This is a genomic window from Alkalibacterium olivapovliticus (assembly GCF_003003275.1).
Lineage (GTDB): Bacteria > Bacillota > Bacilli > Lactobacillales > Carnobacteriaceae_A > Alkalibacterium > Alkalibacterium olivapovliticum.
On the sequence record NZ_PVTO01000001.1, the window covers coordinates 1 to 24,956 of the forward strand.

The following is a 24,956-nucleotide window of genomic DNA, read 5'->3' on the forward strand; positions in this document are numbered from 1 at the left end:
CGGTGGACCTATTCCATGGCCCTATTATTAGGGAATATCCCAGAATATCCAAGCAATACTAACTAAGATTAGTACCATAAACTTATAATACGAGGAGTATACTAATGACTACAATGACTATCGCTGAAGTTCAAGAACTGATCCCCAATCGTTACCCGATTTATTTTATTGATAAAGTTATTGAGATGATTCCAGGAGAGCACGTGACTGCAATCAAAAACGTTACAATCAATGAAGAGTTTTTCCAGGGTCATTTTCCGGGAGAACCCGTAATGCCTGGTGTTCTGATTGTTGAGAGTTTAGCACAAGCTGGATCTATCCCGTTACTCAAACTGGACCAGTTTAAAGGCCAGACGGCTTATTTAGGCGGTCTGAATAAAGTTAAATTTAGAAAAAAAGTGATTCCTGGTGATGTCCTTGAATTAAAAGTGGATATTGTCAAGTTAAAAGAATATGCTGGAATCGGTAAAGGCGTCGCATACGTTGACGGAAAAAAAGTGTGTGAAGTTGAAATGACATTTATTATTGGAAAATAGCAAATGATCTCAATTATGATCTAGTAAGGAAGGGTTATGCATGTTTCAAAAAATATTAGTGGCCAATAGAGGAGAAATAGCTGTAAGGATCATTCGTGCCTGTAAAGAACTGAATATCAAGACTGTTGCTGTTTATTCTACTGCTGATGAAGATGCCCTTCATATGCAATTGGCAGATGAGGCAGTATGCATAGGTCCTCCCAAAGCGTCAGACTCGTATTTGAATATACATAATATTCTAAGTGCGGCAGTCTTGACAGGTGCTGAAGCTATCCATCCCGGTTTTGGATTTCTCTCTGAGAACAGTCTATTTGCTGCCATGTGTGAAGAGGTCAACATCACGTTCATCGGTCCTGATAAAACAATTATCGATCAGATGGGAAATAAATCTAATGCGCGCGAGATGATGCAGAAAGCGAATGTTCCAGTCATTCCTGGAAGTAACGAATCCATCACAACAATAGACCAGCTGAAGAGAAATGTTGAAGACATTGGGTTACCTGTTATCATAAAAGCAGTAGCTGGTGGCGGCGGAAAAGGCATGCGTATGGTGTTTGACGAAGAGCATCTGGAAGCCAGTTTTCTTCAGGCTCAGTCAGAATCAAAGGCAGCCTTCAATGATAACCGAATGTATGTGGAAAAAATTATTACACCGGCTAAGCATATAGAGGTACAGATTTTAGCGGATAATTATGGTAATGTGGTGCATTTAGGTGAAAGAGATTGTTCTCTTCAACGAAATCACCAGAAAATTGTGGAAGAAGCACCTAGTTCTTCCCTGACGGATGGCGTAAGAGAAAAGATCTGTGACAGTGCTGTTCGCGCTGCTAAAAAAGTAGGCTATAAAAATGCAGGAACGATCGAGTTCTTGGTGGATAAGGACGAGAATTTTTTCTTCATGGAGATGAATACACGTATTCAAGTGGAACACCCCATCACTGAAATGATCACTCAACTGGATATTGTGAAAGAACAAATCAATATTGCGGCAGGGTACAAACTGTCAGTCACACAAGAAGATGTCATGTTCAAAGGGCATGCAATCGAGTGTCGGATCAATGCTGAAAACCCGGCATTCAATTTTGCGCCTTCTCCTGGAGAAATCAGTTACTTGAATATGCCATCCGGGGGATTAGGTTTGCGAGTTGACACGGCAATGTTTGCTGGCGGCGTTATCCCTCCTTATTATGATTCCATGATTGCTAAAGTGATTACACATGGAAATACGAGAGAAGATGCTATCAGTAAAATGAATCGTGCATTAAATGAAACGGTTATTGAAGGCATTCAGACGAATTTAGACTTCCAGCTGGATTTATTACAGCAGCCATCTTTTGTGTCTGGGGATTATACGACGGAGACATTGTCGAAAGTAATCATTCCAAATTGGTTGAATGATAAGGAGGCTATTGATGAGACTATTTAAGAAACGACCGTATATCTCGATTCAAAAGTCAACTTCTCAAAATGGCCCATCCGTTCCAGACGGGATGTTCGAAAAATGTCCCAACTGTAAAGAGTCCGTATATGTTAAGGCACTTGGTCAGGAACGGGTTTGTCCCAATTGCCACTACGCCTTTCGCATTCGAGCTCAGGAGCGATTAGCGCTTACTATAGATCCTATGAGCTTCAAAGAGTGGGATGAAATGACTCAGCCTAAAAACCCTCTGGACTTTCCCGATTACGAGGAAAAAATTAGAAACGTTCAGATCAGTACTGGTCTCAGAGAGGCTGTTCTGACAGGTCAGGCGACGTTTAAAGGTGTAGATGCCGCAATTGGTATCATGGATTCCCATTTCATTATGGGGAGCATGGGGCAGGCTGTTGGCGAAAAAATAACACGTCTATTTGAAAAAGCGACAGAACAGTCACTTCCAGTTGTTTTATTTACTGCTTCAGGTGGAGCCAGAATGCAGGAAGGTATTTTTTCACTGATGCAGATGGCTAAAACCAGTGCAGCAATAAAAAACCATTCAAAAAAAGGACTGTTTTACTTGACGGTACTGACTGATCCAACTACCGGAGGTGTCACGGCAAGTTTCGCTATGCTTGGCGATATTATTCTTGCAGAACCGGGAGCTTTAGTCGGATTTGCGGGGAAACGGGTGATTGAACAGACGATCAAAGCATCCCTGCCTGAAGATTTTCAAATGGCAGAGACAGTGCTGAGAAATGGGTTTATTGATCAGATCGTTGAACGTGAAAACCTGCGTGCTGTCATCAGCCAGTTGTTGGACATGCATGTAGATCCTGACAGGTCTAATAAGGAGGGTTACGATGAGTAATGTAATGGATACCGTATCCTTGGCTAGAAAAACTGACCGGTTAAATATCCAGGATATCACCTCCCTCATGATCGATGACTTTATAGAGCTGCACGGCGATCGTCAGTATAAAGATGATGAAGCCATCATGGGTGGGATTGGTCGACTAAATGGACGAGCGGTCACTGTAATAGGAAACAAAAAAGGCACGACCCTTGAAGAAAACATGGCTTCTAATTTCGGTTCAGCTCATCCGGAGGGGTACAGAAAGTCACTGAGGCTGATGAAGCAGGCTGAGAAGTTTAATCGGCCGATCCTTAACTTCATCAACACATCAGGTGCTTATTGCGGAGTAGAGGCGGAAGAAAGAGGACAAGGGGAAGCGATTGCCAGAAACCTTCTGGAGATGAGTGACCTTAAAGTGCCCGTTATAGCCATTATACTGGGCGAAGGCGGGAGTGGCGGAGCCTTGGCACTGGCACTTGCAGACGAAGTCTGGATGATGGAATACTCGATCTATTCTATTTTGTCACCTGAAGGGTTTGCCTCTATTCTCTGGAAAGATTCCAAGAAAGCCAGCGATGCAGCAGAACTGATGAAATTGACATCGACAGATCTGAACGATTTAGGTGTTATTGAACGTGTTATATCTGAAACAGACGGAGAAGACTGGTTGCCCAAAGAAGTGATCATCGAACGACTGAAGTCAGATATCAATACCAAGCTGCAGGAACTCACACTATTACCCAAAGAAGAATTGGTCAGGAACCGATACAACCGGTTTAGAAAATTTTAAGAAAAGCAATGGGAAGTCTTTCCTGTTGCTTTTTTGAGCTGTAAAAGACTGTTTAAGCGAAAAAAAGATGTGGTACAATATGTGCGAGGAGTGAATGCCATATGGGAGATCAGATCGAATTTCCGAAAAATTACGGAACATATATGCACCATGCCATGAGTGCTCTGCAGAGTGGACAGTATGAGGTGGCTATCGGTCACTTAAAGAAAGCTTACGCAATTAAAGAAGAGAACAGTTTAAATGTATTGCTGGTATCTGCTCTGTTTCACAACGGTCAAGTAAAAGAAGCGATGGACCTTGCTGAAAGCAAAAAACAGTTTTATCTTTCTAATGACAAAAGAATTCTGGTCTATGTCGAACTGCTGATTCATAACCAACAGTTCTTACTTGCTCAGAAACACATCGATGAAAATCAGAAAGACCCTGCCGGGGTCTATAAAGATAATTGGAAGACACTTCAGTCTACTCTGGATAGTAGAAAAGAAGAAGAAGAGAAAAAACGGGAAGCGATAGAAGAAGAACGGACAAAACAACTTTTTTCACTGGCATCTACGCTTCCGGAAGAGCAGTTCTCCATCATTCAGGAAGCACACGCTATGAGAACTGAAAACCTTCAAAAGGCAGCCCCTTCAGTTTTCCAGAACCCATACGTCCATCCGATTGCCCGGTCCGGTTTTCTGTCGCTGCTAATATCAAGACAGGTGGATCACCCCTTCACTTACAGCTGGTTCCAACAGACTAAAGACATTAACCCCATCAACATGCACTCATTTGAAGATGACCCGATCATACAGGAGATGCTAACTCAGACTGAAAAGATATACGAGCAGGATCCCTCTATGGAAGAACTGGTTAAAAGTGAACTGAACATGATTTTGCTGCTGTTGTATCCATTCGTTGATGACGTCATCAAGAAAGAGCAGATAACTGACTGGATCAGAGCCATTGCACAGATGATCGATCCGACTGCTCCTGCACCGGGAAAAGGCAGTGGAGACCAGATAGAATTTATTCAGTCCTGGATCACCAGAATACATCAGGAATTCCAGTAATTAAGCTTCTAGAGTTTACATTAAGTGCAAAATATTGTATGATAATCAAGTATGTTTAAATAAAAAACGGTGATATACCGATTATTTTCTGTACTCACTGGAAATAATTAACTATTACTAAAATACAAATCATTTCGGAGGGTAATTATACATGGAAACAACATTTGAAAAAACTGGAGCGACTACGGGTCGTCTGGAGTTTAGCATTGATCAGGAAACTGTTCAAAAAGGATTAGACAAGACATTTAAAAAAGTACAAAAAACATTAAACGTCCCTGGATTCCGTAAAGGAAGAGTTCCACGTCGTATTTTCAACCAGATGTATGGTGAAGCAGCACTTTATGAAGATACATTAAACGATTTGTTGCCTGCAGCTTATTCAAAAGCTGTTGAAGAAGCGGGTATTGAGCCTGTAGCACAACCAAATGTAGATATTAAATCTGTTGAGAAAAATCAGGACTGGGAACTGATTGCTGATGTGACGTTGAAACCAGACGTTGAACTTGGTCAGTACAAAGAACTTGAAGTAACTAAACAGGACCGCGAATTATCTGAAGAAGACGTTGACGCGGCTTTAAACAGACGCCGTGAAAGCTTAGCTGAATTGACTATAAAAGAAGAAGCAGCTGAAGAAGGCGATACAGTTGTTATGGACTATGAAGGATTTAAAGATGGTGAAGCATTCGAAGGTGGGAAAGGTGAAAACCACTCACTGGAACTAGGATCTAACTCATTTATCCCTGGATTTGAAGAACAATTAGTGGGCGTAAAAGCTGGTGACGAAAAAGACGTTACCCTAACGTTCCCTGAAGAATACCACTCAGAGGACTTAGCTGGAGCTGAAGCAGTATTCAAAGTTAAAGTTCACGAAGTTAAAGCAAAAGCTTTACCTGAATTGGACGATGAATTTGTAAAAGACCTGGACGAAGACGTTGAGTCTGTTGACGAATTAAAAGAAAAAATCCGTAAAGAACTAGAAGAAGGTAAAGTATCTTCTGCGGATGATGCAAGAGATGATGAAGCAATCAAAAAAGCAGTAGAAAATGCTAAGATTGAAGAAATCCCTCACGAAATGGCGCATGAAGAAGTACACCGTCAGATGGATATGTTCCTTAATAACTTGAAACAGCAAGGCATTTCACCGGAAATGTACTATCAGATGACAAATTCTTCTGAAGAAGATCTGCACAAGCAATTCGAAGGTGATGCTGAATTTAACGTTCGTACAAACCTTGTCTTAGAAGCAATTGTAGAAGCTGAAGGCCTTCAAGCGACTGAAGAAGACATGGAAAAAGAAATTACTGATCTTGCTGGTCAATACAACATGCCAGAAGATCAAGTACGTAACGTCTTATCTCCAGACTTACTGAACAGAGATATTTCGTTGAAAAAAGCAATTGATCTGATTACAACAACTGCTAAAGAAACGTTAGAGAAAACTGAAAGCTCTGAAAAAGAGTAAAACGGGTATATATAAAATAGGGGATGCCTAACCAGCATTCCCGTTTTTCATAAATACCATAAAAAATATACTAGTCTATGAAAGAGGTGACCATGCCTATGTTTAATGATGAAGAACAAAAGGGCAATATTTCGTGCTCATTCTGTGGAAAATCACAAGAACAAGTTAAAAAAATAGTGGCCGGTCCAGGAGTATATATTTGTAATGAATGTGTAGACTTATGTCAGGAAATTATGGAAGAGGAATTTAACAAGCAGTCATTTGATGGTGAAATGAGTGTCCCTAAACCCTTTGAAATTCGTGAAATCCTCAATGAGTATATCATTGGACAGGAATCTGCTAAAAAGGCGTTATCTGTAGCCGTTTATAACCATTATAAGCGTATCAACAGCATGGATGAAGAGTCCGATGACGATATTGAACTGCAGAAAAGTAATATTTGTCTGATCGGTCCTACGGGATCAGGTAAAACGTACCTTGCCCAGACACTGGCACGTATTCTGAATGTCCCATTTGCCATTGCGGATGCGACAAACTTGACTGAAGCCGGATATGTTGGAGAAGACGTTGAAAACATTCTTTTGAAATTATTGCAGTCTGCTGATTATGACGTGGAACTTGCTCAACGCGGAATTATTTATGTTGATGAAATCGATAAAATTGCCCGTAAATCAGAAAACGTCTCAATCACAAGAGATGTCAGTGGTGAAGGGGTACAGCAAGCGTTGTTGAAAATACTTGAAGGAACAACTGCCAGTGTACCGCCTCAAGGTGGAAGAAAGCATCCGCATCAGGAGCTGATTCAAATCGATACCACCAACATTCTCTTTATTGTTGGGGGAGCTTTTGACGGGATCGAAACAATTGTCAAAAATCGTCTGGGCGATAAAGTGATCGGTTTCGGCGCAACAAACAAACGTAAAGAAGCAGATGAGAAACACAGTATTATGCAGCAGATCATTCCTGAAGATTTACTCAAATATGGATTAATTCCAGAGTTTATCGGACGACTGCCTATTACAGCTGTTTTGGATAAGCTAAATGAAGAGGACCTTGTCGAAATTTTGACCAAGCCAAAAAATTCATTAGTTAAACAGTACAAAAAATTACTGCAGATCGATGAAGTTGAACTTGATTTCGAAGATGATGCATTGATTGGTATCGGCAAGCGTGCGATCGAGAGAGATACAGGAGCCCGTGGCTTACGCTCGATCATCGAAAGTATTATGATGGATATTATGTTCGAAGTGCCAAGTCGACCGGACATCAAAAAAGTCGTGATCACTCAGGAAACTGTAGAAACACAGTCAAATCCTGTCTTCTATGATGAAGATGGACAAAAAGTCAGCTGATTACTAAATAATAGAATGCAGCAAACCTCCGGGAATGATTTCGGGGGTTTGTTTTTATATAGTGTATGACAGTCGTCGTGTTCATTAGTCACTTTTCCGTAACATAGAATTATCCTTGTTACAAAATATTAATATAAGACTTTAAAATTAAACTGAGTATGATATACTTACTAGTGATAAATTTCGTAAACGGAGGAGAAGAAATGAACAGCGATAGAATAAATTATGCTGAGATTACTATAAGTGCCGTGTCTCCTTCACAGTATCCCGAGGATGGTCTGACTGAGATAGTTCTGGCCGGAAGATCCAACGTAGGAAAGTCTTCTTTTATTAACACAATGGTTAACCGAAAAAAGCTAGCGCGTACATCCGGACAGCCTGGGAAAACGCGTACCTTAAATTTCTTTAATATTGAAAAAGAATTGTTTTTTGTTGATGTACCAGGATACGGATATGCCAAAGTTTCCAATGCAGAGCAGGAAAAATGGGGCAGAATGATGACCGAGTATTTTGCGACCAGAGAAGAGCTGGCACTAGGCATCCTTTTAGTGGATTTCAGACATGAACCATCAGATTTAGATGTTCAAATGTATGACTTGTATAAATATTACAATATACCGGTACTAGTAATCGGCACGAAAGCAGATAAAATCAAGAAATCAAAATACAATAAGCACGAAGGTATTATCAAACGAACGCTCAGATTCGAACCTGAAGATAAATTTTTTACGTTCTCTTCATTTTCAAGAGAAGGTCGTGATGAGATTTGGGAAGAGATACTGAGCTATACAAGGAATGAGATGGAATGAAACTGTTAATGTATGGAGTGAACAGAGACACTGTCTCATCCCAGGATATACACAGATACAGTTTGACACAGTCAGCGCGCAGAGAACACTTACATGACATCGCTGCATTTAATGGTGTTAAAGAAGTTGTTTTGCTGGTTACAGACAGTAGAAATGAGTATTATTTGTTTGTGGATGAGAAAGATTTTAAACATGGGGACCTTTTACGCTATTTGTCTCATTACACGGATAAGATGCTTGAAGAAGTGATTCTCGAAACTTACAGCAAGTTTAATGAGGATGTTGTCAAACATCTCCTGCATGTGTCGAGCAGTATTGAACTCTCAACAAATCATACCTCTGAACCTGTAGATGTCATTGATAATGCGCTCATGAACGCTGTGGAAGAGCAAACCGCAGGTAATGTTTTGCATACGCTGTTCAAAAAAGCGGTCGATTTCTCTCTTGATCTGTGTGAGAGACAATCACTCGAACCGCTGCTTCAAGGAGATGTGTCCAGAGCGGTCCGATTGATCAGGACAACCCAGAACAGTCATGGGGCAAACCATTATTTGGTTATTGGGAGTGAAGGACTGACTAATCAGGTCATCAAGCATTTATCAGGAACAGATCAGGGCTCTTTGACTGTCTTGAATCGCAGTCATGAATCTGAACAGTCGGTCGATGAATTGAAGCAATGGTTACAGATTACGAATCAGTCAAACTTGCTTAAAAACATCCATTTGGTCGATTCATCACAGTTGCTCTACAGACTGGCCAAGTCAGATGTGATCATAATCGGTCCGTCAGAGAAAAACTTGTGGATTTCAGAAGAACTGATCAATGAAATGAAAATACTTAGACCTACTCTAAAGCGTCAACTATTTTTCGATTTCAGTTTTTCACAAGATGAAACAGTCTTCTCAAGATATAATGAGTTGATATACAAACATATTGAGGACGAACCAAAAAAAGTATTTCTTGATGAAAAAGTAGAAGCTGCTCATACTGCTTATGATGAACTGATATCAGTCATGACTAATCAGTATATGATTCACTATAATCAGCTTCAGGAATGTCACCCCATCATTCCGGCTATAAAAAAAGAGCTCAATTCAAGACGAAAGTGTCTGACAAAAAGAATAAGTCAACAAGTCTAGGAGAGTCGATTCATCGGCTCTTTTTTTGTTGGAAGACGGAATTATTAGAGTGTACAAATGAAATTAGATATCACCATCAAATTAGTGTAAAATAAAAGAGATAAGCGAGTCATGAACGAGGGAGAAAGAAGGGTTAAACGTGTCAATGTTTTTAGATCAAGTTAAAGTCAGCGTTAAAGCTGGAAAAGGTGGAGACGGAATGGTTGCATTCCGTCGTGAAAAGTATATACCAGATGGTGGACCAGCTGGAGGAGACGGTGGATTAGGTGGAGACGTGGTCTTTGTGGTCGATGAAGGACTACGAACACTGATGGATTTCAGATATAACCGTCATTTCAGAGCTGAACATGGTGAAAATGGAATGTCCAAAGGAATGCATGGTAGAGGGGCAAAAACGTTATTTGTTAAAGTTCCGCCTGGTACTATTGTTAAGGAAGCAGACAATGGCCGAATGATTGCTGATCTGGTCGAACATGGTCAGGAAGCAGTTGTTGCTCGTGGAGGGCGAGGAGGACGAGGAAACATAAGATTCGCCTCTCCAAGAAATCCTGCACCCGAAATCGCTGAAAATGGCGAGCCCGGCGACGAACTGGATGTAGAATTAGAATTGAAAGTACTGGCAGATGTAGGGTTGGTCGGATTTCCTTCTGTAGGTAAATCGACACTGCTAAGTGTTGTCTCTCAGGCACGACCAAAAATAGGAGCCTATCACTTTACGACACTCGTTCCGAACTTGGGAATGGTGCAGACTGAAGACGGACACAGTTTTGTTTTAGCTGATATGCCCGGACTGATTGAAGGAGCCTCTCAAGGCGTTGGCCTTGGAATAGAATTTCTGAGACACATTGAGCGCACACGCGTGTTGCTGCATGTTATCGATATGAGTGGTGTTGAAGGACGAGATCCTGTAGAAGACTATTATACGATCAATAAAGAACTGGAAGAATATGACCTTAAACTAAGAGAAAGACCTCAAATCGTTGTTGCGAACAAAATGGACATGCCAGAATCAGAAGAGAATCTTAAAAAGTTCAAAAAAGAAATGGCTGATGCAGGAGAAGAATTTGAATTGTTTGAAATATCAGCTCTTTCTCAAAAAGGATTAAACCAGCTGATGAACCGCACAGCTGCAATCCTGGAAACAGCACCCCAATTTCCTTTATACGAAGAAGAAACCGAAAAAGAAGAACGCGTATTGTATAAATTTACACCTGAAAATAAAGAGTATATGATTACCAGAGAACCAGATGGTACATGGGTCGTTTCTGGTGATAAAGTTGTGAAACTGTATCAAATGACTAACTTCCAGTTTGATGAATCCATTATGCGTTTCTCCAGACAGTTAAGAGGAATGGGTATTGATCAGGAACTCCGTGATAAAGGAGCTAAAGGCGGAGACACCGTAAGAATAGATGACTTCGAATTTGACTTTGTAGAATAATATAAATAAAGGATAATGATATGGATTTATTATTTTTGGGTACCGGATCCGGTGTGCCGGCAAAACACCGTAATTTATCGAGTATTGTATTAAAGCTGCTCGATGAACGAAACAGTCTCTGGCTATTTGACTGTGGTGAATCTACTCAGCATCAGATTTTGAATACCACAGTTAAGCCTAGAAAAATAGAAAAGATTTTTATAACTCATATGCATGGGGACCACATTTTTGGTCTGCCAGGTCTTCTCAGCAGCCGGGCTTTTCAAGGTGGAGAGACGCTGCTAACGATTTACGGTCCTCCAGGCATAAAACAGTATGTCACGATGTCCTTGAAACTGTCGCAATCCCATTTTAGATATCCGATACGATTTGTGGAATTCAGTGAAGAAGGGGTCATTTTTGAAGATGATCAATTCATCGTTAGTATAAAAAAGCTGAAGCATGGGATTCCTTCCTATGGATTCAGAGTTCAGGAGAAAGACCGCGAAGGCGAACTGATGGCTGATGCATTAAAAGACATCGGCGTGCCGTTCGGGCCACTTTTTGGTCAATTAAAACAGGGCAAAACGGTTAAACTGGAAGATGGTAGAGAAATAAACGGGCGGGACTATATTGGCCCTAGTCAAAAGGGCAGAGTCCTCACTATTTTGGGGGACACTTTAAAAAGTCAGGCAAGTGTAGAACTGGCAAACGATACAGATGTACTGGTACATGAAAGTACCTTTACGTCAGATGATCAGAAGCTGGCAACCAGTTACAATCATTCTACGAATGTGGATGCAGCTATGACAGCTAAAGAAGCAAATGCCAAGAAACTGCTGCTGACTCACGTCAGTGCCCGTTACCTTTATGCAGACAGCAAGGCAATGGAGAGAGAAGCACGTACTGTTTTTCCTGAAACATACATGATGAATGATTTTTCTGAAGTATCCATACCTGTAAGGAAAGAAGTGGGAACCGATGAGTAAAATAAAAGATAAACGTATTTGGATAACTGGAGCATCCTCCGGAATCGGTGAGGAACTAGCCTACCAGCTTGCTTCAAAGGGCGCTGTACTTATTTTAAGTGCGCGCAGTGTGGACAAGCTGCATGCTGTGAAAGAGGTCTGTAAAGAAAAGTATGGGGCTAATGTTATTGTTTACCCCCTGGATGTTTCCGATCTTGACGCAATAGAGAAGGCTGTCAATCACGTGACTGACAAATTAGGTCAGATCGATGTTTTAATTAACAATGCCGGGTTCGGCCACACGGAGACTTTTACGGAATATGATTTTTCAAAAGTTGAAAACATGTTCAAAGTAAATGTTCTGGGACTGATGTATATGTCTCAACTGATAGCTAAAAATATGATTCAATATAAGTCCGGACCCATTATAAATGTAGCCTCTATAGCAGGTAAAGTGGCGACTCCTAAATCAGCAGTCTATTCAGCTACTAAATTTGCTGTTATTGGCTTCAGTAATACATTGAGACTGGAATTGAAAGAGCATGACATCAATGTGACGACTGTCAATCCAGGTCCTGTTGACACTGCATTCTTTGATGAATTTGACCCGTCAGGTGCTTATTTAAAAAATGTAAGTTCTGTTGTTCTATCAGCTGAGTATGTCGCTAGTCAGACGGTTAAAGCAATAGGCACGTCGAAGCGGGAAGTCAATTTGCCTAAACTGCTGGACGTTGCTTCTAAAGTGTATACACTTTTTCCCACTATCAGTGATTATATAGTGAGAACAGCTTTTAACAAAAAATAAGCGATTCTAATGTAATACTCATAAAATTATGGTATTCTTAAGAAAATAGTTTGTATTCGAGAGGAGTTCGCTTATGAAACGTCAATGGAGCATGGTTGGAGCGATAGTTCTGTTTTTAATTGTGGCTTATCTGTCAGTACTAAATGTAGATTCGGTTCCGATGAACTTTGGATTTACTACAGTTGAATGGCCGCTTATTCTGATTATTTTTGTTTCTGTCTTAATAGGAGCACTCATTGCAACACTTTTATCTACTTTTAAGGTCTATAAAGACCATAACAAAGAGAAAAAAGAAAGCCGCAGACCTACTACTCGAAAAACAAGATCGGGTAATGGTCTTGAAGAAACTAAAGATACTAGAGATGTGAATAAACCAAACAACGAACTGGGGGACAACAATGAATAAACAGAAAATTGCAGTTCTAACAGACTCAGGTTCAGATGTGCCAGAAATGATCAAAAATAAATACGATGTAAAAATTATTCCGTTAAAAATTATTTTTGAAGACGGTGAATACATCGATAAAGTAAACATCACCGCTGAAGAAGTATATGACCGTATGGAAAACGAGATACCTAAAACATCACTACCAGACGGTGAGATGATTAAAGACATTCTGGATGATATTAAAGCTGAAGGATATGAAAAAGTGTTAGTGGTAACGATTTCCAGTGGACTAAGCGGAACGAATAACATGATTCGCATCGTAGCTGAGCAGTATGAAGGACTGGATATTTTCGTACTGGATACTAAAAATATCGGTATCGGCTCCGGGTTCTCCGTCGTAACTGCTGCCTTGTTGTCTGACAGTGATAAAGACTGGGAAGTTATTAAAGAAGAACTGAAAAATGGCGTCGAAAAAGCAAAAGTCTTTTTCCACGTGCCAACTCTTGAGTACCTTCAAAAGGGTGGACGTATTGGTCTGGTCCAATCTGTTTTAGGCAGTATGATGAACCTTAAACCGATTATTACGTGTAATGAAGATGGTATATATCATACTGTTGCAAAAGTAAGAGGTAAATCTAAATCTGTCAGCAAAACACTTCAGCTGGTTGAAGAATATGCGGGTAATTCCAAGAAGTATAATTTGGCAATTGCGTATGGCGGCAAAACTGCTTTGAAAGAATCAGAAGCAATTCGCGATGAGATGAAAGAGAAACTACCCCACTTTGAAGAATTTTTCTTTGATCAGATAAGTCCGGCATTAGGTGTGCATACAGGTCCCGGCCTCATTGGTATCGGTGTGCAGATATTAGATTAAATTTAAAAATCAGCAAGATACAATGGAGACTTCTCTTTATTGTATCTTTTTTTTTGTTATAATAAGAAAGCATGAATAAAACAGGGAGTGAATGGATTGCTGTCAGAAACAATTTGGCGTGACACAGTAAATGGAGACGAAGAAACGATCAATCAGTTAGCTGATGAATTAAATCATTCCAGATCGTTCATCCGTTTATGTATGAACAGAGGATTAATATCAAAAGAAGAAATCAGCCGGTTTAAGGAACCCTCTATCGACTGGTTCCACGACCCTTTTGAAATGGTCGATATGACAAAAACGGTTGAAAGAATTCAGGCTGCTATCATGAATAACCAGAAAATAACCGTATACGGAGACTATGATGCTGATGGCGTAACAAGTACCGTTATTATGTATGAAGCTATAGAACTGCTGGGAGGTCAAGTTAATTACTTTATTCCAAACCGCTTTATTGAAGGATATGGACCTAATGTAGAGGCATTTGAACAGCTGATTGAAAATGGAACCGAACTGATCATCACTGTTGATAATGGAATTGCGGGACATGAGGCAATCAGTAGAGCGAATGAACTGGGCGTGGATGTTATTGTGACAGATCATCACGAATGTCCAAAAGAATTACCTAAAGCTTACAGCATCATCCATCCAAAACATCCTGCAGGGACTTACCCTTTTAAAGAACTGGCAGGTGCAGGAGTCAGTCTGAAAGTAGCACAAGCACTGATGGGTGAGATTCCGGAAGAGTTTCTCGAGTTGGCGATGATTGGGACAATAGCTGATGTCGTTTCCCTTACAGATGAAAATAGAGCGATAGCTTACTTTGGTCTAAAACTGATCAAGCGGACACAACGACTAGGGTTACTGACATTACTTTCAAAAGCCGAGATTACACTAAGCGAAATCGATGAAGAAGTCATTGGTTTTAAACTAGCCCCACCAATTAATGCAGTCGGTCGACTGGGAGATGCCTCTGACGTTGTTGAACTCTTAAACACATTTGATGATGAAAGGGCAAAAATATTGAGTCAGATGGTCCTCGACAAGAACACTGAACGAAAACAAATTGTTGAGAAAATTACAAAAGAAGCTTTCCAACAGCTCAATGATCATAAAGACGATGCCGTCATTGTCTTGAAAGATGCTGACTGGCATCAGGGCGTTCTAGGGATAGTGGCCAGTAAAGTAGTAGAAAAGACGAACAAACCGACACTGATACTGTCATTAGATCAGGCTGAGAGTAAATTAAAAGGATCCGGACGGAGTATAGAAGGATTCAATCTGTTTGCGTGCATGGAGAAAGTCAGTCATCATTTAACCGGATTTGGTGGTCACGAAATGGCCTGCGGGTTAAGTCTTGATTTGGATAAATTGGGGATCTTTAATGAGGAACTGAACGCTATTGCTCAAACCATGACAGGTGATAGTACACTTAAGAGAGAGCTGATAATTGACTCAACAGCTGACTTTGACGAACTGTCTATTGAGATGATAGAAGAACTAAACCAGCTAAGACCATTCGGGCAGGACAACAAAAAACCGCTCTTTAAGCTTCCTGCAGTTGTCCCACAGGATCCCAAGGTAATTGGTGCCAACAAAGACCATTTTAAAACGACATTATCCAAGGATGATAAAATGATCGATTTAATAGCTTTTGGTGCTTCGCACTGGCAGGAAGTGTTTAAATCTCATCCAACTCTAGATGTAGCAGGGTATATAGCCATCAACGAATGGAACGGGAACCGTAAACTGCAAGTTCAGGCCATCGACTACCGAACAGATCAGTCGATTGTGATTGATAAGAGACAGATGAAATTGAATAAAGCTGTCTTTAAAGACCCTCAAGCACATTATATCTTCTTCCAGAAGTCTGTTTACTCAAAATGGAATGATGAAATCAATTCAGAAGCTACTCATAGATTAATGGCTAAAGGAGAAGAGCTGACACCGATTTCACCTGACAAAAAAGTGTATATAGTAGATATACCGGATGATATGGCTGACTTCAAATCTGTTTACAGCTATTATGAGACTCATTCTTTCTTCTTTTACTTTTACTCGCCTAATGATTATTATTTCAAAGGTATGCCGAAACACTCACAATTTTCTACCCTTTATAAGTGGCTGCATCATAAAAAAGAGATTAAACTTGAAACAGATACTAATGAGCTCATAAGGGAGCTCAAAGTAGATAAAGAAGTAGCTAAATTTATGTTGATGGTGTTTTTAGAGAATGAATTTGTTACAATGGAAGATGGGAAGTTGAGTGTTGTATCCAATCCCAGCAAAAAAAGACTGGAAGATACTAAAACGTATAAGAGACGATTAAACCAGATTAAAGTGGAAGAAAAATTGGTTTATAGTTCATTTAACGAATTACTGACTAACCTAAAAGAGTCATAATATGTATATGTGAAGAGCATAACGGAGGATTGAACATGGATTTCAAACAATTTATTGCTGATGTACCAGATTTTCCAGAAGAAGGCATTACATTTAGAGATATTTCCCCATTGATGGCTGATGGGAAAGCTTATAAAGAAGCAACGAGACAGATAGTAGAATACGCAAAGGACAAGGGAGTCGAAATGATTGTCGGCCCTGAAGCAAGAGGCTTTATTGTCGGCTGTCCGGTAGCAAATGAACTGGAAATTGGATTTGCACCTTGTCGTAAAAAAGGAAAATTGCCTAGAGAAACAATCGAAGTCAGTTATGGACTGGAATATGGAAATGATATTCTTCAACTGCACAAAGATGCAATTAAACCGGGTCAGAAAGTATTGATTACCGATGATCTTCTGGCAACAGGCGGAACTATCGCAGCGACTATCGAACTGGTTGAGAAACTGGGCGGAGAAGTTGTAGGAGCGGCATTCTTTATTGAACTGGCGGATCTTAAAGGAAGAGATCAGATCAAAGGATATGACATTTTCACTTTAATGACTTATTAATACAAAAAAGTTTCCACCCTGATTAAAGGATGGAAACTTTTTTTGTTTAAAATATGTGACTTCTATATAGAGAGATTACTCGGCCCAGTATCTTGACGTCATTCAAGATGATAGGGTCCATCGAATCATTTTCAGGCTGCAGTCTGATATAATTCTTTTCTTTGAAGAATCGTTTACAGGTTGCTTCATCTTCGTCAGTCATGGCAATAACAATATCACCATTGTTTGCCGTTTCCTGTTTTCTTACGATGACTTGATCGCCGTCCAGTATACCGACGTTCATCATACTCTCACCACGAATGGTCAACATGAATAAATTACCTTTGTCCAGTTCCAAATCATTTGGAATCGGGAAATAATCTGTCGCTTCTTCAATAGCTAAGATAGGTTCTCCGGCGGTTACGACGCCTAGTAATGGGATTTTATCCTCATCTTCATTGATGCCTAGTTTATCTAATCCTAATTTAGTAAATTCAATCGCTCTCGGTTTTGACGGATCTCTTAGAATAAATCCGTTTTTTTCAAGTCTGGCCAAATGCCCATGAACAGTTGAAGTTGAAGAAAGTGCTGTAGCAGTCCCTATTTCTCTAACTGTAGGAGGATATCCTTTTTTCTTGAACTGACTGTAAATATAATGTAGAATTTCAATTTGTTTTTCGCCTTTTCGGCCTCTAGTGGTCATTCATAAACCCTCACTTTCATCATTTTAATGGAACAACCGTTCTATTATTAAATTTAGTATAGCATAGCTAATACCCTTATTCAAACAAATGTTCGAATTAGAATGGTGTTTATTTTAACAATCTATGCCTACCACTTTTGACCCAGTAATGTTATGATTAAAGGGTAAAAGTAACAAAGAAGTGTCATCATAGGAGGATTTTATGTTAGAAAAAAAGAAACTCGACAGAATTAATGATCTAGTCAGAAAAGAAAGAAATGAAGGTTTGACTGAAGAAGAAAAAACTGAACAGAAAGCCTTGAGAGAAGAGTATATTCAGGCATTCAGGTCAGGTATGAAAAACCAGATTGAAGGCATGAAAATCGTTGATCCTGACGGTAATGATGTCACGCCCGATAAAGTAAAGGATATCCAGAAAGAAAAAGGTTTGCACGGCCGAGATTAGCAGTATCTGTATTCCCTTACAATAATATGAGAATACGTTGAAATAACATGTTAATAATAGTACAATAATAGGGTAGGTTTAAAATCTAAACAAACGAAAGGGTTGAAGTTAATTGTTCGATAAAATAGATCAAATGGCTGTTGATACAATTCGTACGTTAAGTATCGATGGCGTACAAAAAGCTAATTCAGGACACCCCGGTTTACCAATGGGAGCAGCACCAATGGCGTATACGCTATGGACACGTCACTTAAATATTAATCCGACTAATTCCAGATGGTTCAACAGAGACCGTTTTGTATTATCTGCAGGACACGGATCAATGCTGTTATACAGTATGCTCCACTTGTCTGGATTTGACGTAACGATCGATAACCTGAAGAACTTCCGTCAATTGGAAGGCAACACTCCAGGACATCCGGAAGTACACATTACTGATGGTGTCGAAGCGACAACTGGACCTTTAGGACAGGGAATTGCAAACGCTGTAGGAATGGCTATGGCTGAAGCACACTTAGCAGCTACCTATAACAAAGAGGACTACGGTATTGTAGACCATTACACTTATGTTCTATGTGGAGACGGCGATCTTCAGGAAGGTGTTTCTCAAGAATCTTCTTCTCTGGCTGGCCACTTAAAATTAGGTAAATTAATTATGTTGTATGATTCCAATGATATCCAATTAGATGGTCCAACATCCAATGCCTTTACTGAAGATGTCGGCAAACGTTATGAAGCTTATGGCTGGGAGCATATCCTGGTTGAAGATGGTAACGATTTAGAAGCAATCGACCAGGCTATTCAAAAAGCTAAAGAAAATACCGACCAACCGTCTCTGATCGAAATCAAGACAGTTATCGGGTTTGGTGCAACAAATGCAGGAACTCATAATGTGCATGGTGCACCACTTGGGCCTGAAGGTGTTGAAGCTGCCAAAAAAGCTTACGGATGGGAAGGCGAAGACTTCTACGTGCCTCAAGAGGTCAAAGATCGCTTTAAAGAGCTTATTATCGACAAAGGTGAAAAAGCTGAAGCTGAGTGGAACTCCTTAGTTTCTGATTACCGCAATACGCATTCAGACCTGTCAGCTCGTTTTGATTCTGCATTATCAGGTGAACTACCTGCAGACTGGGATAAAGACCTGCCAAGTTTTGCTGAAACTGATGGAGCAGATGCGACGCGTTCTACAAGTGGAAAAGTACTGAATGCCATCGCTAAAACTGTTCCGAATTTCTGGGGCGGTTCTGCAGATTTATCTGGATCTAATAAAACAATGATCGACGATGTTAAAGATTTCCAGGCTGGACAATATGAAGGACGTAACATCTGGTACGGTGTACGTGAATTTGCTATGACAGCTGCCTTAAACGGTATTCTTTTACATGGTGGTACAAAATCATACGTGGCTACGTTCTTTGTGTTTACAGATTACCTGAGACCGGCTGTTCGTTTAGCTGCCTTATCACGTATCCCTGCCATTTATGTTATGACACATGACTCTATTGCTGTAGGAGAAGATGGACCAACTCACGAACCTGTTGAGCAACTGTCTAGTTTCCGTGGTATGCACAATCTGACTGTTTTGCGTCCAGCTGACGGTAACGAAGTCGCTGCAGCGTGGGAAGTGGCTGTCACATCTACTGACAGACCGACAATGCTAGTCTTGACTCGTCAAAATCTACCTGTATTACCAGGCACTCAAGAGTCTGCACGACAAAATGTTAAAAAAGGTGCTTATGTGTTATCTGCATCTGACAATGAAACGCCAGATGGCATCCTGATTGCGACTGGATCAGAAGTAACATTAGCTGTAGAAGCTCAAAAAGCATTGAAAGCTCAGGGACATGATGTATCAGTAGTGTCTATGCCGAGTTTCGATCTGTTTGAACTACAATCAGATGAATACAAAGAATCTGTATTGCCATCTGCTGTAAAAAACAGAGTAGCTATTGAAATGGGCTCTTCATTCGGATGGCATAAATATGCTGGATCTGAAGGAAAAGTTCTGGCTATTGATAAGTTTGGCGCAAGTGGTAATGGCGAAGCAGTTGTTGAGGCTTATGGCTTCACACCTGAAAATGTTGTAAACACTTATCTATCACTAAACTGAACTAAGAAATAGATTTGAGCACCTCTATTAAATTAGAGGTGCTTTTTTTCTGTCAGGTCTAAAAAGTAAATAACTGTTTTGGTATATAAAGGTTTATTTTTTAGCGTTTATTGTGTAAAATAGTCCAGTGAGCAGTTTTTTAATTTCTGCTATTAGATAAGAGCACGATGTTGAGAGGAGTGAACAAAAAATGAATACAGGATTAGCTATTTTATTGATAATATTAGCATTAGTTGGCGGATTAGTCGGCGGATTCTTTATTGCCAGAAAATACATGATGGATTATTTTGAAAAAAATCCACCGATCGATGAAAACATGCTGCGTATGATGATGATTCAAATGGGACAGAAACCGTCTGAACGAAAAATCAATCAGATGATGAGTCAAATGAAATCTCAGCAGAAAAATGCTAAAAAGAAAAAGAAATAATATTACTGGTATGCGGACAGAACAATTTCTGTCCGTTGATCATTAGTCCAACATGACATATTGTCACATTGGATACAAGAATCGAACATTCGACTAGGAGATATGATTATGGGGATATTTAAACGATTAAGCTGGTTTTTTAAACAGGAAAAGAAATCATATTTATTGGGGATCGTCTCTTTAGTGATTGTGGCTATATTGCAGTTGATTCCGCCGCGCATCATAGGGATTGTGGTGGACGAAATTGAAACAGCCAGTATAACCCAGTTGTCGCTTACGACCTGGCTTGCTATTTTGGCATCAACGGCAGTGCTCCAATATGTTTTAAGATACATCTGGCGCGTACGCATTTGGGGAAATGCTGCAAAGCTGGAACAGATTGTACGAAAACAGCTTTTTGATCATTTTACGAATATGGATAATCAGTTTTTCCAGAAATACAGAACAGGGGATCTGATGGCCCACGCGACTAATGATTTAAGAGGACTGCGTATGGTTGCAGGTGGAGGGATTCTGACGCTCGCTGATGCGATCAGTGTAGGACTTACCACTCTTTTAGCCATGCTCTTTATTGTCGACTGGCGCCTGACATTGATAGCGATTATACCTCTGCCACTACTGGCTGTTACGTCACGTGTTCTTGGTAAAAAACTCCATTTGAGATTCAGGGATGCTCAAGCTGCCTTTTCCCATCTGAATGATAAAGTTCAGGAAAGTATACAAGGAATAAAAGTCATCAAGACCTTTGGGCAGGAGAAAGAAGACATTGAAGAATTCTCAAAACAGACGGATAATGTTGTAGCGAAAAATAAAGCAGTATATAAAATCGATTCGCTATTCGATCCGGCAATCACCTTTATTATGGGTATTTCCTATTTCTTGACTATTTTTATAGGCGGACTGCTTATTTCAGGGAATGAAATAACAATAGGGGATTTTGTTACATTTATTAATTATATTGGGATGCTCGTTTGGCCAATGTTTGCTATTGGACGTTTATTTAATATTATTGAAAGAGGATCTGCCAGTTATGACCGGATAGAAACGCTTCTTAGAGAGGAAACAGCAATAGAGGAGCGTCATGGGGCAATCGATCACCCGATTACTGGTGATCTGAGTTTCAAACTGGAATCTTTCTCCTATCCTGAAGATGAAGTTGAGACACTGAGAGACATAGACTTCAGATTGAATGCCGGCGGCACATTGGGTATTGTCGGCAAAACGGGTGCGGGGAAAACAACCATTCTCAAACTATTGTTAAGAGAGTACGACGCGTACAAAGGGAAGATCGAATATGGTGGGTATGATATAAGAGATTACACACTGGATGCTTTACTGAAACAAGTAGGGTATGTTCCTCAAGATAACTACTTGTTTTCAGACACGATCAGAGAGAACATCCGATTTGCTGATCCTGGTTTATCTCAGGAAGCGGTTGAGGCTGCAGCTAAATTAGCCGATATTCATCAGGATATTCTGGAACTGCCCAATGGATATGATACTGAGGTTGGTGAACGTGGCGTCTCCCTTTCTGGAGGACAGAAGCAGCGTATTTCGATTGCTCGCGCTATTTTAATCAATCCTGAATTGATGATATTGGATGATTCACTATCTGCTGTAGATGCTCAGACTGAAGAAACGATCTTATCTGGATTGAAAGACATCAGACAGGGTCAGACAACGATCATTGCTGCACACAGAATTAGTTCAGTGATGCATGCTGAAGAAATCATTGTTATTGATGAAGGGTCTATTATTGAAAGAGGGACGCATAAATCTCTCCTTCAGCAAAATGGTTGGTATAAAGATATGTATGAGCAACAGCAGCTTGAAAGAGCATTAAAAGGGGGAGAAGCCTAATGGAACAGCAGGAACTGAATAAAAGACGATCCATTCCATTTAGAGAACAGATGCAGATCATTAGACGCATTTTATCCTACGCTTCACCCTATAAAAACCAATTTTTACTGGCCATTCTTTTCAGTGTAGCTTTGGCTGTTACAAATGCTGCGCTACCAAGAATTATTCAAATTTTTATTGATGATCATTTGACCACTGGAACAGTTGCCACTCAGACAATATTGCTTTTTGCAGGACTTCATTTTGGAGTGACGATCATTCGAATGACAGTTTGGTATTTTGAGCTGTATATTTTCAATATGGCCTCAGAAAAAACGGTGCAGAACATCAGACACCAGCTCTTTTCTAAGCTGCATGATCTGGGCATGCGTTTTTTTGATCAGACATCAACCGGGTGGATCATTACCCGTGCAACTAACGACACAGAAGCTATGAAAGATTTCTGGCATGTGTTTCTGACAATTATTCAAGGGGTATTTGGGGTATTCATTTCGCTAGGCGCCATGTTCCTACTGGATGTGACCGTTACCTTATGGATATTGATTTTCGCACCCGTCCTCTTAGTAATTATTCGCTTTTATCAAGTGTACAGCTCAAGAACATATGGTGAAATGAAGTCCAAGTTAAGCTTGCTGAATACAAAGTTGGCAGAGACCATTAATGGGATGTCTGTCATCAAGCAGTTCAGGCAGGAAAAACGACTTCAAAAGGAATTCGAAGAAACGAATAAAGCTTATTATGATTCGCGGTACTCAATGGTCAAAATCAATGCATTGCTGTTAAGTCCAGTCATTAATATGCTTTACACATTATCAGTCGTCCTGATCCTTGCCATTTTCGGGATCAATGCACTGACTAGTCCGATAGAAGTCGGAATCATTTACGCCTTTACTTCCTATGCAAATGATTTTTTTAGACCGTTAACTCGTCTAATGGATAGTTTAAGTCTCTTTCAGGATGGTGTAATTTCAAGCAGCCGAATCCTTACTGTTATGGATAATGAAGAGTACGTACCAGAGCAGGCAGAAAACGCTGATGCTCATATCACGACAGGAAAAATCGAGTTCAAGGATGTCTCATTTTCATATGATGATGAGCATAATGTACTGAATAATATATCCTTTACTGTGAATCCTGGCGAGACGATTGCGCTAGTCGGACACACTGGAAGCGGGAAGTCTTCAATCATCAATGTGCTGATGCGCTTTTATGATTTTCAGCAGGGTGAAGTCCTGATTGACGGGAAATCAATAAGAGAATTTCCGATGAGAGAACTTCGTCAACGGACTGGACTGGTTCTTCAGGATTCATTTCTGTTTTATGGCACAATCAAAGATAATATCAGATTGATGAACAAAGCCATAACGGATAGAGAGATTATTGAAGCAGCACGATTTGTTCAAGCTGACCGATTTATTGAGGAACTGCCTGGACAGTATGATGCGAAAGTAGTTGAAAGAGGGGCTAGTTTTTCAAGCGGTCAGAAGCAGCTGATCTCGTTTGCGAGCACCATTGTTCGGGATCCGAAAATTCTTATTCTGGATGAGGCGACTGCTAATATCGATACGGAAACTGAATCGCTTATTCAAGAAGGGCTAGAGCGGATGAGAAGAGGAAGAACGACGGTAGCGATAGCACACAGGCTGTCTACCATCAGAGATGCGGATCAGATTCTGGTACTGGATAAAGGACACATCATTGAACGCGGAACGCATGATGAACTGATCGATCGTGGAGGTTCCTACAAAGGTATGTATGAATTGCAGAATATAGGGCTACAGACATAAAAAAAGGCTTATCCTGATCCGGCATAGTATGAGCCGGATCAGCAATAAGCCTTTTTTTATTTGGATATTTCTGAGTCTAATGTGACAAAGGCTTTCTGAATTTTGTCAGAGTAATAGGCGTTAACATCCTTAATGCCTTCGACATTGCGTTCAACCATGAAAGGTTCTCCGAATCTGACACTTGCCTTTTGTCTGGTCAATAATGCTTTAAAGGTGAAAGGTCCTTGATACACAACAGGAACAATGGGTTTTTTACTCATCTTGGCAATAGTAACTGCACCGCCTTTGATTTCTTGAGAGTGGCGTGTCCCGGTAGGGAAAATAACGAGACCAAGATTTGTTTCTTTAAGGATTTTCACTGGTGTTTTGATTGCACTCGGTCCAGGATTATGACGGTCAACAGGGAATGCATTCATTTTAGTGATCAGCCATTTGAAAAGGGGGTTCTTGAATAACTCCTGCTTAGCCATAAAGCTGAACTGCTTGGGTGAGGCAGCTAAAACTAAAAACACAGGATCGATCCATGACCGGTGAGGCGCTATCAAAATATAATTATCATTTTTTGGCAAGTTTTCTTTCCCTTGAACATCTGGTTTGCCGTTTAAAATGTAGACAAGCACTCTGACTACTATTCGAATAAATGTAAAAAACACGCTGTTCCACTTCCTTTTTAGATTCTCATTATAGTATGCGGTAGAAATAGAAAATGTGCAAGATTAATTTCAATAGTCAATTGCAATTTGTTTAGTTCTGTAGTATAATAATTAGCGGTGCATAAAGCACTAATTTCACACCTGAGCAGATGTATTGAATGGTGCTCTAATGC

At 40.2% G+C, this 24,956-nt stretch carries 23 protein-coding genes; 21 read left to right on the plus strand and 2 right to left on the minus strand.

Going from position 1 to position 24,956, the window contains the following annotated elements; translation table 11 throughout:
- The first annotated feature begins 104 nt into the window (after positions 1–104).
- The 16 genes from fabZ (at position 105) to CLV38_RS00080 (ending at position 16,816) form a co-directional block, all read left to right on the plus strand.
- Positions 105–536: a 3-hydroxyacyl-ACP dehydratase FabZ gene (gene fabZ, locus CLV38_RS00005; RefSeq protein ID WP_106189866.1), complete on the plus strand. Its 432-nt coding sequence runs from the start codon at positions 105–107 to the stop codon at positions 534–536.
- Positions 537–576: 40 nt separating this feature from the next.
- On the plus strand, positions 577–1,962 hold the full coding sequence (gene accC, locus CLV38_RS00010; protein WP_106189868.1) for an acetyl-CoA carboxylase biotin carboxylase subunit: 1,386 nt from the start codon (positions 577–579) through the stop codon (positions 1,960–1,962).
- The gene (gene accD / locus CLV38_RS00015; protein ID WP_106189871.1) at positions 1,949–2,821 is read left to right on the plus strand and encodes an acetyl-CoA carboxylase, carboxyltransferase subunit beta; all 873 of its coding nucleotides are present in this window, start codon (positions 1,949–1,951) and stop codon (positions 2,819–2,821) included. Before accC ends, accD begins: the two co-directional genes overlap by 14 nt.
- Complete coding sequence (locus CLV38_RS00020) at positions 2,814–3,596, plus strand: acetyl-CoA carboxylase carboxyltransferase subunit alpha (RefSeq protein ID WP_106189874.1); 783 nt, start codon at positions 2,814–2,816, stop codon at positions 3,594–3,596. Before accD ends, CLV38_RS00020 begins: the two co-directional genes overlap by 8 nt.
- A gap of 101 nt (positions 3,597–3,697) precedes the next feature.
- Entirely contained in the window at positions 3,698–4,648 is a 951-nt protein-coding gene (locus tag CLV38_RS00025; protein WP_106189876.1) for a hypothetical protein, read from the plus strand.
- A gap of 151 nt (positions 4,649–4,799) precedes the next feature.
- Entirely contained in the window at positions 4,800–6,110 is a 1,311-nt protein-coding gene (gene tig, locus CLV38_RS00030; protein ID WP_106189879.1) for a trigger factor, read from the plus strand.
- A 98-nt stretch (positions 6,111–6,208) separates the two neighbouring features.
- Positions 6,209–7,462, plus strand: a complete 1,254-nt coding sequence (clpX, locus tag CLV38_RS00035) for an ATP-dependent Clp protease ATP-binding subunit ClpX (RefSeq protein WP_106190336.1) — start codon at positions 6,209–6,211, stop codon at positions 7,460–7,462.
- 203 nt (positions 7,463–7,665) lie between these two features.
- Positions 7,666–8,271 carry a ribosome biogenesis GTP-binding protein YihA/YsxC gene (gene yihA / locus CLV38_RS00040; protein WP_106189882.1) on the plus strand — a complete coding sequence of 202 codons (606 nt, stop codon included), beginning with the start codon at positions 7,666–7,668 and terminating at the stop codon, positions 8,269–8,271.
- Complete coding sequence (locus tag CLV38_RS00045) at positions 8,268–9,410, plus strand: glutamyl-tRNA reductase (protein ID WP_106189885.1); 1,143 nt, start codon at positions 8,268–8,270, stop codon at positions 9,408–9,410. Before yihA ends, CLV38_RS00045 begins: the two co-directional genes overlap by 4 nt.
- A 145-nt stretch (positions 9,411–9,555) precedes the next feature.
- A complete protein-coding gene (obgE, locus tag CLV38_RS00050) occupies positions 9,556–10,851 on the plus strand; it encodes a GTPase ObgE (protein WP_106190338.1) in 1,296 nt (431 codons plus the stop codon).
- Between the two features lie 20 nt (positions 10,852–10,871).
- Positions 10,872–11,819 (plus strand): ribonuclease Z, encoded by a 948-nt coding sequence (gene rnz / locus CLV38_RS00055; RefSeq protein ID WP_106189888.1) that lies wholly within the window; start codon positions 10,872–10,874, stop codon positions 11,817–11,819.
- Entirely contained in the window at positions 11,812–12,603 is a 792-nt protein-coding gene (locus CLV38_RS00060) for an SDR family NAD(P)-dependent oxidoreductase (protein ID WP_106189890.1), read from the plus strand. Before rnz ends, CLV38_RS00060 begins: the two co-directional genes overlap by 8 nt.
- Positions 12,604–12,676: 73 nt before the next feature.
- The gene (locus CLV38_RS00065) at positions 12,677–13,009 is read left to right on the plus strand and encodes a LapA family protein (RefSeq protein ID WP_106189892.1); all 333 of its coding nucleotides are present in this window, start codon (positions 12,677–12,679) and stop codon (positions 13,007–13,009) included.
- Positions 13,002–13,865 carry a DegV family protein gene (locus tag CLV38_RS00070; RefSeq protein ID WP_106189895.1) on the plus strand — a complete coding sequence of 288 codons (864 nt, stop codon included), beginning with the start codon at positions 13,002–13,004 and terminating at the stop codon, positions 13,863–13,865. The genes CLV38_RS00065 and CLV38_RS00070 overlap by 8 nt, the downstream gene beginning before the upstream one ends.
- A gap of 96 nt (positions 13,866–13,961) precedes the next feature.
- Positions 13,962–16,268, plus strand: coding sequence for a single-stranded-DNA-specific exonuclease RecJ (gene recJ / locus CLV38_RS00075; RefSeq protein WP_106189898.1), 2,307 nt, complete (start codon positions 13,962–13,964; stop codon positions 16,266–16,268).
- A 35-nt stretch (positions 16,269–16,303) separates the two neighbouring features.
- A complete protein-coding gene (locus tag CLV38_RS00080; RefSeq protein ID WP_106189900.1) occupies positions 16,304–16,816 on the plus strand; it encodes an adenine phosphoribosyltransferase in 513 nt (170 codons plus the stop codon).
- 46 nt (positions 16,817–16,862) lie between these two features.
- Here CLV38_RS00080 and lexA read toward each other — a convergent pair whose 3' ends face one another.
- On the minus strand, positions 16,863–17,498 hold the full coding sequence (gene lexA, locus CLV38_RS00085) for a transcriptional repressor LexA (RefSeq protein ID WP_106189903.1): 636 nt from the start codon (positions 17,496–17,498) through the stop codon (positions 16,863–16,865).
- A 202-nt stretch (positions 17,499–17,700) separates the two neighbouring features.
- Between lexA and CLV38_RS00090 the strand changes: the two genes are divergently transcribed.
- The 5 genes from CLV38_RS00090 to CLV38_RS00110 all read left to right on the plus strand — a co-directional run bounded on the left by CLV38_RS00090 (position 17,701) and on the right by CLV38_RS00110 (position 24,130).
- A complete protein-coding gene (locus CLV38_RS00090) occupies positions 17,701–17,943 on the plus strand; it encodes a DUF896 family protein (protein WP_106189906.1) in 243 nt (80 codons plus the stop codon).
- 112 nt (positions 17,944–18,055) lie between these two features.
- Complete coding sequence (gene tkt / locus CLV38_RS00095; protein ID WP_106189908.1) at positions 18,056–20,053, plus strand: transketolase; 1,998 nt, start codon at positions 18,056–18,058, stop codon at positions 20,051–20,053.
- Positions 20,054–20,243: 190 nt separating this feature from the next.
- On the plus strand, positions 20,244–20,483 hold the full coding sequence (locus CLV38_RS00100) for a YneF family protein (protein ID WP_106189911.1): 240 nt from the start codon (positions 20,244–20,246) through the stop codon (positions 20,481–20,483).
- A gap of 108 nt (positions 20,484–20,591) precedes the next feature.
- Entirely contained in the window at positions 20,592–22,343 is a 1,752-nt protein-coding gene (locus CLV38_RS00105) for an ABC transporter ATP-binding protein (RefSeq protein WP_106189913.1), read from the plus strand.
- Positions 22,343–24,130 (plus strand): ABC transporter ATP-binding protein, encoded by a 1,788-nt coding sequence (locus tag CLV38_RS00110; RefSeq protein ID WP_106189916.1) that lies wholly within the window; start codon positions 22,343–22,345, stop codon positions 24,128–24,130. The genes CLV38_RS00105 and CLV38_RS00110 overlap by 1 nt, the downstream gene beginning before the upstream one ends.
- A gap of 56 nt (positions 24,131–24,186) precedes the next feature.
- Here the strand turns inward: CLV38_RS00110 and CLV38_RS00115 are convergent, their stop codons facing one another.
- Positions 24,187–24,783: a lysophospholipid acyltransferase family protein gene (locus tag CLV38_RS00115; RefSeq protein WP_106189918.1), complete on the minus strand. Its 597-nt coding sequence runs from the start codon at positions 24,781–24,783 to the stop codon at positions 24,187–24,189.
- Positions 24,784–24,956 lie beyond the last annotated feature (173 nt).

Bases quoted from the DNA above. Each gene is read 5' to 3' on its own strand.
- CLV38_RS00070 (WP_106189895.1), top strand. From the start codon at position 13,002: ATGAATAAACAGAAAATTGCAGTTCTAACAGACTCAGGTTCAGATGTG.
- rnz (WP_106189888.1), top strand. From the start codon at position 10,872: ATGGATTTATTATTTTTGGGTACCGGATCCGGTGTGCCGGCAAAACAC.
- CLV38_RS00020 (WP_106189874.1), top strand. From the start codon at position 2,814: ATGAGTAATGTAATGGATACCGTATCCTTGGCTAGAAAAACTGACCGG.
- obgE (WP_106190338.1), top strand. From the start codon at position 9,556: ATGTTTTTAGATCAAGTTAAAGTCAGCGTTAAAGCTGGAAAAGGTGGA.
- CLV38_RS00100 (WP_106189911.1), top strand. From the start codon at position 20,244: ATGAATACAGGATTAGCTATTTTATTGATAATATTAGCATTAGTTGGC.
- accD (WP_106189871.1), top strand. From the start codon at position 1,949: ATGAGACTATTTAAGAAACGACCGTATATCTCGATTCAAAAGTCAACT.
- CLV38_RS00060 (WP_106189890.1), top strand. From the start codon at position 11,812: ATGAGTAAAATAAAAGATAAACGTATTTGGATAACTGGAGCATCCTCC.
- accC (WP_106189868.1), top strand. From the start codon at position 577: ATGTTTCAAAAAATATTAGTGGCCAATAGAGGAGAAATAGCTGTAAGG.
- CLV38_RS00105 (WP_106189913.1), top strand. From the start codon at position 20,592: ATGGGGATATTTAAACGATTAAGCTGGTTTTTTAAACAGGAAAAGAAA.
- lexA (WP_106189903.1), bottom strand. From the start codon at position 17,498: ATGACCACTAGAGGCCGAAAAGGCGAAAAACAAATTGAAATTCTACAT.
- fabZ (WP_106189866.1), top strand. From the start codon at position 105: ATGACTACAATGACTATCGCTGAAGTTCAAGAACTGATCCCCAATCGT.
- CLV38_RS00110 (WP_106189916.1), top strand. From the start codon at position 22,343: ATGGAACAGCAGGAACTGAATAAAAGACGATCCATTCCATTTAGAGAA.
- clpX (WP_106190336.1), top strand. From the start codon at position 6,209: ATGTTTAATGATGAAGAACAAAAGGGCAATATTTCGTGCTCATTCTGT.
- yihA (WP_106189882.1), top strand. From the start codon at position 7,666: ATGAACAGCGATAGAATAAATTATGCTGAGATTACTATAAGTGCCGTG.
- tig (WP_106189879.1), top strand. From the start codon at position 4,800: ATGGAAACAACATTTGAAAAAACTGGAGCGACTACGGGTCGTCTGGAG.
- CLV38_RS00065 (WP_106189892.1), top strand. From the start codon at position 12,677: ATGAAACGTCAATGGAGCATGGTTGGAGCGATAGTTCTGTTTTTAATT.
- CLV38_RS00025 (WP_106189876.1), top strand. From the start codon at position 3,698: ATGGGAGATCAGATCGAATTTCCGAAAAATTACGGAACATATATGCAC.
- CLV38_RS00045 (WP_106189885.1), top strand. From the start codon at position 8,268: ATGAAACTGTTAATGTATGGAGTGAACAGAGACACTGTCTCATCCCAG.
- CLV38_RS00080 (WP_106189900.1), top strand. From the start codon at position 16,304: ATGGATTTCAAACAATTTATTGCTGATGTACCAGATTTTCCAGAAGAA.
- CLV38_RS00090 (WP_106189906.1), top strand. From the start codon at position 17,701: ATGTTAGAAAAAAAGAAACTCGACAGAATTAATGATCTAGTCAGAAAA.